9 protein-coding genes are annotated in these 9,694 nt (G+C 41.6%); 5 read left to right on the top strand and 4 right to left on the bottom strand.

Translation table 11 applies throughout. The annotated features are described in order from the left end of the window. The 3 genes from QNK26_RS00110 to plsY all read right to left on the bottom strand — a co-directional run. The coding region (locus tag QNK26_RS00110) for a phosphoribosylamine--glycine ligase (RefSeq protein ID WP_413816338.1) at positions 1–497 on the bottom strand (497 nt) is incomplete at its 3' end. A gap of 149 nt (positions 498–646) precedes the next feature. Further along, complete coding sequence (gene purH / locus QNK26_RS00105) at positions 647–2,239, bottom strand: bifunctional phosphoribosylaminoimidazolecarboxamide formyltransferase/IMP cyclohydrolase (protein WP_319220173.1); 1,593 nt, start codon at positions 2,237–2,239, stop codon at positions 647–649. Positions 2,240–2,558: 319 nt separating this feature from the next. Beyond that, positions 2,559–3,158, bottom strand: coding sequence for a glycerol-3-phosphate 1-O-acyltransferase PlsY (gene plsY / locus QNK26_RS00100; RefSeq protein WP_319220171.1), 600 nt, complete (start codon positions 3,156–3,158; stop codon positions 2,559–2,561). 187 nt (positions 3,159–3,345) lie between these two features. On the opposite strand from plsY, the gene folB reads away from it, so the two are divergent. From folB to QNK26_RS00085, 3 genes are all read left to right on the top strand, one after another. Then, the gene (gene folB / locus QNK26_RS00095) at positions 3,346–3,714 is read left to right on the top strand and encodes a dihydroneopterin aldolase (RefSeq protein WP_319220169.1); all 369 of its coding nucleotides are present in this window, start codon (positions 3,346–3,348) and stop codon (positions 3,712–3,714) included. After that, positions 3,714–4,220: a 2-amino-4-hydroxy-6-hydroxymethyldihydropteridine diphosphokinase gene (gene folK / locus QNK26_RS00090; protein ID WP_319220167.1), complete on the top strand. Its 507-nt coding sequence runs from the start codon at positions 3,714–3,716 to the stop codon at positions 4,218–4,220. The genes folB and folK overlap by 1 nt, the downstream gene beginning before the upstream one ends. Before the next feature lie 98 nt (positions 4,221–4,318). Next, positions 4,319–5,173 (top strand): undecaprenyl-diphosphate phosphatase, encoded by an 855-nt coding sequence (locus tag QNK26_RS00085; protein ID WP_319220166.1) that lies wholly within the window; start codon positions 4,319–4,321, stop codon positions 5,171–5,173. Between the two features lie 137 nt (positions 5,174–5,310). Here the strand turns inward: QNK26_RS00085 and QNK26_RS00080 are convergent, their stop codons facing one another. Continuing rightward, on the bottom strand, positions 5,311–6,498 hold the full coding sequence (locus tag QNK26_RS00080; protein ID WP_319220165.1) for a multifunctional CCA addition/repair protein: 1,188 nt from the start codon (positions 6,496–6,498) through the stop codon (positions 5,311–5,313). 226 nt (positions 6,499–6,724) lie between these two features. Here QNK26_RS00080 and QNK26_RS00075 point away from each other — a divergent pair, with 226 nt between their 5' ends. Together QNK26_RS00075 and QNK26_RS00070 are read left to right on the top strand one after the other, a co-directional pair. Continuing rightward, a complete protein-coding gene (locus tag QNK26_RS00075; protein WP_319220163.1) occupies positions 6,725–8,371 on the top strand; it encodes an ExeA family protein in 1,647 nt (548 codons plus the stop codon). Continuing rightward, on the top strand, positions 8,368–9,036 hold the full coding sequence (locus tag QNK26_RS00070) for a general secretion pathway protein GspB (protein WP_319220161.1): 669 nt from the start codon (positions 8,368–8,370) through the stop codon (positions 9,034–9,036). Before QNK26_RS00075 ends, QNK26_RS00070 begins: the two co-directional genes overlap by 4 nt. The last annotated feature ends 658 nt before the right edge of the window (positions 9,037–9,694 follow it).

Below are 9,694 nucleotides of genomic sequence, written 5' to 3'. Positions count from 1 at the left end.
TAAAATGCTTGCGCTTCAGTGTCAGCGATGATCACGCCTTTACCTGCCGCTAGACCGTCTGCTTTAATCACGATAGGGCAACCCATTTTACTTACATAGGCTTTTGCTGGTGCGATTTCAGTAAAGTTTTGGTATGCCGCTGTTGGGATGTTGTGACGAGCAAAGAAATCTTTCGAGAATGCTTTTGAGCCTTCTAGTTGCGCAGCGCCTTGGGTTGGACCAAAGATAGCTAAACCTTCAGCTTGGAATGCATCAACAACACCAAGTACAAGCGGAACTTCAGGACCAACAATGGTTAATTCAATGCTGTTTTCTTTAGCAAATGCAACCAAGGCTGGAATATCTTCAACTTGGATGGGTACATTCTTACATTTGTTTTCGAGTGAAGAACCAATATTACCAGGTGCGATAAATACTGTTTCAACTTGTTTAGACTGAGCCGCTTTCCAACCTAGGGCGTGTTCACGACCACCGCCACCAATAATTAATACGTTCATAATGCTGTTATTCCTTTTACTTTATGCGCTAATCTTGGCGGTACTCTACGATACTTAACAAGATTTATAATTGAATGAGAGCAGTACAGTAAGAGCGATGTGTGTCACGACTCTTACTGTATTTTAACTTATGTGCACTTGCCAAAAGCTTAGTGACGGAAGTGACGCATGCCTGTAAAGATCATAGTCATACCGTGTTCGTTAGCCGCAGCGATAATTTCATTATCACGGATTGAACCACCTGGTTGGATAACACATTTAATACCCGCAGCCGCTGCAGCATCAATGCCGTCACGGAATGGGAAGAATGCATCAGATGCCATTACAGAGCCTTCAACAACAAGACCCTCGTCAGCGGCTTTGATACCGGCAATTTTAGCACTGTAAACACGGCTCATTTGGCCTGCACCAACACCCACTGTTACGCCGTTTTTTGCGTAAACAATGGCGTTTGATTTAACAAACTTAGCTACTTTCCAGCAGAATAGTAGGTCGGTAAGTTCTTGCTCTGAAGGTTGACGTTCAGATACAACCGTTAAATCATCTAGGCTGATCATGCCACGGTCACGGTCTTGTACTAATACACCACCGTTAACACGTTTAATGTCGAATTCGCCGTTCTTCGTTGTCCATTCACCACATTCCAGTAAACGAACGTTTTTCTTGCTTGCAACAATCGCACTTGCTTGGGCACTTACTGATGGGGCTATGATTACTTCAGTGAATTGACGGTCAACGATTGCTTGTGCAGTTACTGCGTCAAGTTCACGGTTGAAAGCTATGATGCCACCGAATGCTGATGTCGGGTCAGTTTTAAATGCACTGTCGTAAGCACTTAAGATATCTTCACCAATTGCAACACCACATGGGTTTGCGTGTTTAACGATAACACAAGCTGGCTTATTAAATTCTTTCACACATTCTAATGCAGAATCTGTGTCGGCGATGTTGTTATAAGATAAGGCTTTACCTTGTAACTGCTTCGCTGTTGCAACTGATGCTTCAGTGGTGTTTTTCTCAACATAAAATGCTGCTTCTTGATGGCTGTTTTCACCGTAACGCATGTCTTGTTTTTTGATGAACTGAGAGTTAAATGTACGTGGGAATTTAGACTCTTCATCACCTTCAGTGTTGTCACCATAGCTAGGCACCATAGTACCGAAGTAGTTTGCGATCATGCCGTCATAAGCAGCTGTGTGCTCAAATGCAGCAATCGCAAGATCGAAACGGGTTTTGTGCGTTAGAGATGTATCGTTTGCAGCCATTTCACTTAATACGCGGTCATAATCGCTAGCGTTAACGACAATTGTCACGTCTTTGTGGTTTTTAGCGGCAGAGCGAACCATGGTTGGACCACCGATGTCGATATTCTCAACGGCGTCAGCAAGGCTGCAATTTGGATTGGCAACAGTGTTGGCAAATGGGTAAAGGTTAACAACTACAATATCAATGGGATTGATACCGTGCTCTGACATTACTTCAACATCAATGTCACGACGGCCAAGAATGCCACCATGTACTTTAGGATGCAGCGTTTTTACACGACCATCCATCATTTCTGGATGACCGGTATAGTCAGAAACTTCTATCACTGGGATGTTATTTTCAGCTAATAACTTAGCTGTACCACCAGTTGATAATAATTCGACACCTTGTTCTACTAGGCCACGAGAAAATTCTACAATACCAGTTTTATCAGACACACTGATAAGTGCACGGCGAATAGGTCGAGCGTTGTCCATTTTACGATTACCTCAAAGTACATTTTATAGAAGGATGTTTTCGGAAAAGGTCGGTTTGGCCTTTTACGGAAACATCCTGCACTATGTTCCTTCTATACCTACTAACTTTATGTCGCAATTTGCTAGCTAAAGTGTTCTAGATATATAACGTACCGCAGATGGGGGGCATTCTAACTGAAAATTAATTAATTGTGTCGATTTTTTCATAAAAAATTAACGAACAGCATTTTTACACTTTGAATTTAACTACGTCAGTACAATCGAGCAATATAAACGAATTATTATGATGATTTTATGTGTTTTTATTACCGTGTTTTATTTACTGCTTTTTCTTTTTTTTCCAAATTTTGTCTTCTTCACCACGAAATAAACGCATAATATTGTCGTAGTGACGTAAAATAATAAGGCAAGATAACATGGCGACAGGTAGGGTATATTGGGCTTTGAATATTAAGGTATAAATAGGCGCGAAGAGGGCGGTGAAAATAGCGGCCGCCGAAGAGTACCCGGTTACCGCTAAGGACAACAGCCAACTGGCGACAATGGATGCACCTAGGTCAAAGCCAATCGTTAGGAGCGCGCCAAATGCCGTCGCGACCCCTTTACCACCTTGAAAATGAAAGAAAATTGGGTAGATATGACCCAAGCAAGCCGCAATGGCGATAAGTCCGAGGTAAAAAGGCGTAATATTAAAATACCATGCTAACCAGACTGGCAGTGCGCCTTTGAGCATATCAAAAAATAGCACTAAACCTGCGGCGAATTTGTTGCCTGAACGTAATACATTGGTTGCGCCGGGATTGAGCGAACCGTATTTTCGAGGATCTGGCAGGCGAAATAGGCGGCAAATCAGAATTGCTGAAGAAATCGAACCTAGCAGATAGGCGAAAATGATAAAGATTAAGCTCAATAGGGTCATTACTGATTAATTCTTCTCTAGGTTTGCTGTATTATTACATTATTATATCGATTAATAAATTACGTGCTGTAACAAGGTTTACATTTACGTAGTTTATTTTGAATATATATAAATTAAGAAAGCTATCATACGCGTTTTCTATTCGCTAAGGTATCCGACCTCTATTTTGTTTATTACGGACGAGTTCATGGACATTGTATTTATTGAAAAATTGGAAGTTTTTACCACGATCGGTGTATATGATTGGGAAAAAGAGATTATTCAACGATTAGTATTTGATTTGCAGATGGCACATGATAACCGCCCTTCAGCTTTGACGGATGATATAACTAAAGCACTTGATTATTCGGCTGTATCTAAAGTAGTTACTGATTTTGCTCAAGGTAATATTTTTGAGTTAGTTGAAACTATGGCTGAGCAAGTGGCCGAGTTATTAATGACCACCTTTGGTATTCCTTGGCTCAGCTTAAAATTGAGCAAACCTGGTGCCGTTGCGAATGCGGCAACCGTTGGTGTGTATATTGAACGCGGTCAACGTGATGGATCGTTAGCGTAATGGCTTTAGTGCATATCGGCATCGGCAGTAACATTAATAAAGAAGTTAATGTTGCGAACGCACTGCAAGATCTGGATAACATGTTTGATAATTGCCGTGTTTCACCTATTTTCGAAAGTGCAGCGGTTAATTGCACGGGTGATAACTATTACAATTTAGTGATGGAGTTCACCACATCGTTATCGATTACTGCATTAATGCAGAGTCTTAAAGATCTGGAAATGACACATGGACGTAAAGCGACGGATCGTCGTTATGCCCCCCGAACCTTAGATCTGGATTTATTGTTATTTGATAACGTTATCCAATCTGAATCTCCTGTTTTACCTCGCCCTGAAATTCTGTTTCACGCTTTTGTGTTATGGCCGCTTGCGGAGTTAGCCCCAGCGTTATGTCATCCGGTATCTGGTGTCTCGATGGCGGAATTATGGCGTGATTTTGACAAATCAACGCAGGCATTGACGTTGGCAGAGTGGCAATGGCCGAAAATAGCTGAGCTTGCTTAACATTGCTAATTGCTAATTACTAAGGTTAATTATTTTTCGCATTAATCTTACAGCTACTATTTAATTTATTTTTAACTATGACAATAAAGGAAACATGAATGAGTACTTTGGAAGTGATCGTACTGGCGTTGATTCAGGGGTTAACTGAATTTTTACCGGTATCAAGTTCTGCCCACCTTATTTTACCATCACAATTATTAGGCTGGGCAGATCAAGGTCTGGCTTTTGATGTTGCTGTACATATCGGTACATTATTAGCGGTACTTATCTATTTTCGTGAAGAAGTTGGCACGATGGCAGTGGCTTGGGTGCGCTCTCTGTTTAAACAACAGCACACTAAAGACAGTCAGTTGGCATGGTGTATTGTGTTAGCTACCATTCCGGCAGCGTTATTTGGCTTTTTTGGTAAAGACTTAATTGAGTTATACTTGCGTAGTAGCACTGTAATTGCAACGACGACGATCATCTTTGGTTTGCTACTGTGGTGGGCCGACGCCAAAGCGATACAAATAAAAGATGAGTATAAAACGGGTTGGAAAGGCGCGTTAATCATTGGTTTTGCACAAATGTTAGCGTTAATTCCGGGTACATCGCGCTCGGGAGTAACTATCACTGCAGGTTTAATGTTAGGACTAACTCGTAGCGCGGCAGCGCGTTTCTCATTCTTGATGTCGATCCCAATTATCGCTATGGCTGGTGGTTATTTAACGCTTAAATTAGTGCTTAATGGTGATGTGGTTGAAACCTTGCAAGCCGGTGAAATTATGACGACAGTTCGCCCTGTTGATTGGTTTGCGATGGGTTTAGGCGTGGTTGTTTCTTTCTTTAGTGCCGTTGCTTGTATCCATGCATTTTTGAAAGTACTGGAAAAACTAGGCATGTTCCCGTTTGTTATTTACCGTCTATTATTAGGTACGGGTCTGTTCTATTTAATTTATACTCAAGCACTTTAATGCTCTTTATAACGGCTAAGATTAAAATTAGTGTGAGTAGCGAATAAATAGTTGTCGCGTTAACGATAAAAAGGCTGTTACCAGTGGTAGCAGCCTTTTTTGATCTTATCGTTAATACTGTTGTTTATGACACGTATTTATCGAACGCATAATGCGGTTAATGCGGTAATACGTTGCGCTGTTAATTGTTGCTTGATCTCTGGTCCACGAAATCCCGCTGCGATAATCGGTTGTACGGCGATATCACAAGCTGCACTGAGCATTTTGGTCAAATACAGTGTTGGTGGGTACGTATCGACTAACTGATTGGCTTGGCTTGTTGAACAGGTTAACAATATCTGCTGAAAACGCTCGGGTTTACGCCACGCATCGGTCTGGTCGAATACACTGATAATATCAGCAGGCGTTAAGGATAGGGCGTTGTGAATACTGTGTTGTTGTGCGCTAACCTGCAGGGCTAAGTCACGATGTTCATTAGGCACTTTACAGCGTTTAGCCAACGCTTTAATACTGACTTGGTGATTATCAAGCTGCTGCATTAATGCCGCAAAGCGAATGGCTAAATCAGGCGATAACGATGCGGTTTGTTTTAGTTGCGCTAAAGCTTGCTGGCCGATATTGCCTTGTTCAAGCCCTGACTCTGGCTCAATTCTATTTCCACTGCTAATCTCTTGGGTTAGACTAAAGAGGTTATTAAGTTCGGGTAGAATAACTGCCAATGCGCCAATCTCTTTGAGTACCTGAAAAAAGACTTCTGGATTGGCCGCTGATAATGTTTTTTCTACTTCTTGCCATACGCGCTCTGGGGTTAACTCCGCCAGATCACCCGCTTGTGTCATGTCTTGCATTAAGGTTAGTGTTTCAGCGGCGATCTTAAATCCAAGCTGATGAAAACGTGCGGCAAAACGGGCCACTCGTAAAACACGTAATGGGTCTTCACTGAAGCTTGCTGAGATATGACGTAATATACGGTTATCTAAATCAGCACGGGCATTGAGTGGATCGATAACTTGGCCATTTTCGTCTTCGACCATGGCATTAATTGTCAGGTCTCGACGCACTAGGTCTTGCTCTAGGGTGACATCTGGCGCGGCATAACAAGTAAATCCGGTATAGCCTGAGCCGCTCTTGCGCTCGGTACGTGCCAGTGCATATTCCTGCTTACTACTCGGGTGTAGGAAGACCGGAAAATCTTTACCGACTTGCTGGTAACCTTGCGCTAGCATTTCTGCTGGCGTGGCACCTACCACAACAAAATCTTTATCTTTTACTGGTAGAGATAATAATTTGTCACGCACCGCGCCGCCGACTAAATATATTTGCACTAAACAACCCCTGTTACTTTACTTTAATAATGGCTTGAAGATAATTACATGATACTTGTTAATTATACCCTAACGGCTTAGAAACTCGATCTTTGCTGGCGATTGTAATGATTAATAATCATTTAACGACTTATTCACGAATAAAGTTGTATTTTTATCGTCTATTTTTGACATTTTGTTGTCTAGCTATTAACGTGAAGCATCAATCATAGGATGATAATCATAGATGTATACTGAGTTTTTTCACTTAAAAGAAATGCCTTTCTCTATTGCGCCAGATCCGCGTTTCTTTTTTATGAGTGATCGGCATAAAGAAGCACTAACCCACCTTACCTATGGCTTGCAAGGCGCGGGTGGTTTTGTGATGTTAACTGGCGAAGTGGGCACAGGTAAAACCACCGTATCCCGGGCCTTAGTACAAGAGTTGAATAAAACCACAGTGGTGGGCTATATCCATAATCCGGCGATCAGTGAGTTAGAATTATTAGCGACGTTATGTGATGAATTTAAACTTGATTATGATAAGCAAAAGTTAAGTTTAAAAGCACTCTTTGATTTACTGCATCATTACTTGCTAAGTAACTGCCAGCAAGGTAAGTCTTGTGTGGTGATTATCGATGAAGCGCAACTATTATCAACGCCCGCCTTGGAACAACTGCGCTTATTAACTAATCTCGATGTTGATCATAAAAAGCTATTACACATAGTGCTTATTGGCCAGCCTGAGCTACAGCAAAAATTAAAACAACCGGAATTACGTCAACTCGCCCAGCGCATTACCGCACGTTATCATTTATTACCTTTGACGGAGTCTGAACTCGGCAGTTATGTGGCGTATCGTTTAAGTATTGCTTCGGGAAATCCTGGGTTATTTAGCCACAAAGTTTTAAAACGTATTTATCAGCATACCTCTGGGGTGCCTCGGTTAGTTAATCTGGTCTGTGATAAAGCGCTGTATTATGCATTTAAAGCGATGGCGAATAAAATTAACCTAAAACATGTGGAAGAAGCGGTTAAAGCGGTCGTTGTTACTGAATCAAGTAAACCGGATTCTAGCAAAACAGGCTTATTTGCTGGGCTCGCTGCGATGTCGTTAATCGGCATCGGAATTACCGCTTTTCAGTTAGGGTGGTTGAATCCGCCTAATGATAACGTTGCTGCCGCGCAAGTTGATAAATCAATACCAATAGTTATCAATAGCGATGTTGATAACACACCCGTTACCCCTGTTATTAATGACGTGATGTCTGATAAGGCATTATTAGCGGATATTAAAGCGGCGCGACATAGCCGAGATGCAACTCAGTTTTTATATAAAGAGTGGGGTTACAACATCGCGGTGAATGAAGCGACTTGTCGTAACGCACAATATGCTAACTTGCGTTGCCTGCAGCGACAGGGGAACTATGCTCAATTAGTCCAATATAACTTACCAGCGGTGGTTCGCTTGGCTGATAACCTAGGTGAGGATTATTATGCGACCTTACTGAGTATCACGCCAGCTGGTGTCGAACTGCAATTAAATACCAGTCATATACTGGTGAGCCAAGCTTGGTTTGAAAAATATTGGAGTGGTGATTTTACTTTATTTTGGACGGCCCCAAGTCGGTTTAAAAGCAGCTTAAAGCAACACGATAAAGGTGAATTGATACGCTGGTTAGATCGCAATATCAGTGCCGCGCTAAACGAAGAGGCATTATCTGGGCTGACATTCGATTCGGCGTTAATGAAAAAGGTCATGCGCTTTCAGCAACAATCTGGTTTAACGGCGGATGGTATCGTTGGTCCTCAAACGATGATGACGCTGGTTCATTATGCTGATAGCACTGTACCTAAATTAAATATCGCGACACACCTAGGGGAAGGGAAATGAAGGGTTCAACTGGCAAAACGTTAAACAAATTAAGTGTAACTATGAGCTTAATTGCTAGCGTATTATGGACGCCGACCTTGTTGGCAAATACCACTACCGCTATTTCGTCGGGTATTGAGCAAACTGATGCACTGATCATTTTGAAATTACCTGCGATTAAATTTGAACACCCGCTTTCTCTGGTACGTATTCCAGAAGCGCAAGTTACTCCGTCATCGGCAACAGCTGACGCTCGAACTATTGTGATACCGACTGCTCCCGCAACAGCGAAAGTGAATAGCCCTGCTGAGTTATTAAGCATGAACGATGAACTAGAACGCGAGCAAGTATCGCCGGATCTGCTGGCTAAATTTAATCGTGCGTTAACAGCGACAAGTGATGCAGATAGCGTTCCTGTTAAGGAAGTCGAAGAAAGTTATAATGCAGTGCCAATCGAGGATCTTCCCGCTCATTTACGCGCACAAATCCCAGATATTAGTTATAGCTCTCATGTCTATTCCTCTAAATCTAAAAGTCGCAGTGTTCGCCTTAATAACCGTGATTTACGCGAAGGCAGCTGGTTAAGTAATGATGTTGAGATATTAGAGATATTACAAAATGAAGTGATTATGCGAGTCGGGGCGCAGAGCTTTAGCCTTAAAGCGTTAGCTGATTGGTCAGCGTAAATTAAGCCGTGAATAGTAAATAGGGATCGCATCACTCCCTATTTATCACATTATTGTTTCGTTGACTGCTTAATCTTATCCATTACATCACCACACCTGCCGTTAATTTCCAAAATGGTCAATCAACTATTTTTGCAGCCGTCACTGACTTGAGTAACATTAATAGATGTATATGTTAATGATATGTTCGTTTTTAACAAAATGATTTATCGTAAAATTTTAACTATTACAACTTTAGTTTGGGTATATTCTGTCTATTTTGTTTCTACCATATTATCTACTGTGCAAGCTAATTCTTACGTGTAAGACATCGACTATATAGGTGTCGGGATATAGACGTTACATCACTATGATTATCTCGATATCGAGCTTAGTCTTACACTCTGTTATGTTGTTTTTATTGTTATTAATCAATTGTTTATCTATGTGTGTGTTTTTTCTCTTGTCAAAATGTGTAATTTAATTGGATCTAAGCGCTTGTTGCTAAAGCTTAAAAGCGTATATTTATAAGCACAAGGACGAGGCGGGAACATCTTCAGGAAGAAGACTAAAGGATTAAGTTGCAGGATGCGACACAGGACATCTTCAGGACGAAGAACAAAGGATTAAGTTGCAGGATGCGACACAGGACATCTTCAGGACGAAGAACAAAGGATTA

Origin of the sequence: Moritella sp. (genome assembly GCF_033791185.1) — a bacterium.
GTDB lineage: Bacteria > Pseudomonadota > Gammaproteobacteria > Enterobacterales > Moritellaceae > Moritella.
The sequence above is the reverse complement of the archived record's forward strand: the minus strand, read 5'-3'. Positions and strand labels throughout refer to the sequence as shown.

Coding starts and splice junctions, on each gene's coding strand:
- QNK26_RS00075 (WP_319220163.1), top strand. CDS start 6,725: ATGTATACTGAGTTTTTTCACTTAAAAGAAATGCCTTTCTCTATTGCG.
- QNK26_RS00085 (WP_319220166.1), top strand. CDS start 4,319: ATGAGTACTTTGGAAGTGATCGTACTGGCGTTGATTCAGGGGTTAACT.
- folK (WP_319220167.1), top strand. CDS start 3,714: ATGGCTTTAGTGCATATCGGCATCGGCAGTAACATTAATAAAGAAGTT.
- plsY (WP_319220171.1), bottom strand. CDS start 3,158: ATGACCCTATTGAGCTTAATCTTTATCATTTTCGCCTATCTGCTAGGT.
- purH (WP_319220173.1), bottom strand. CDS start 2,239: ATGGACAACGCTCGACCTATTCGCCGTGCACTTATCAGTGTGTCTGAT.
- folB (WP_319220169.1), top strand. CDS start 3,346: ATGGACATTGTATTTATTGAAAAATTGGAAGTTTTTACCACGATCGGT.
- QNK26_RS00070 (WP_319220161.1), top strand. CDS start 8,368: ATGAAGGGTTCAACTGGCAAAACGTTAAACAAATTAAGTGTAACTATG.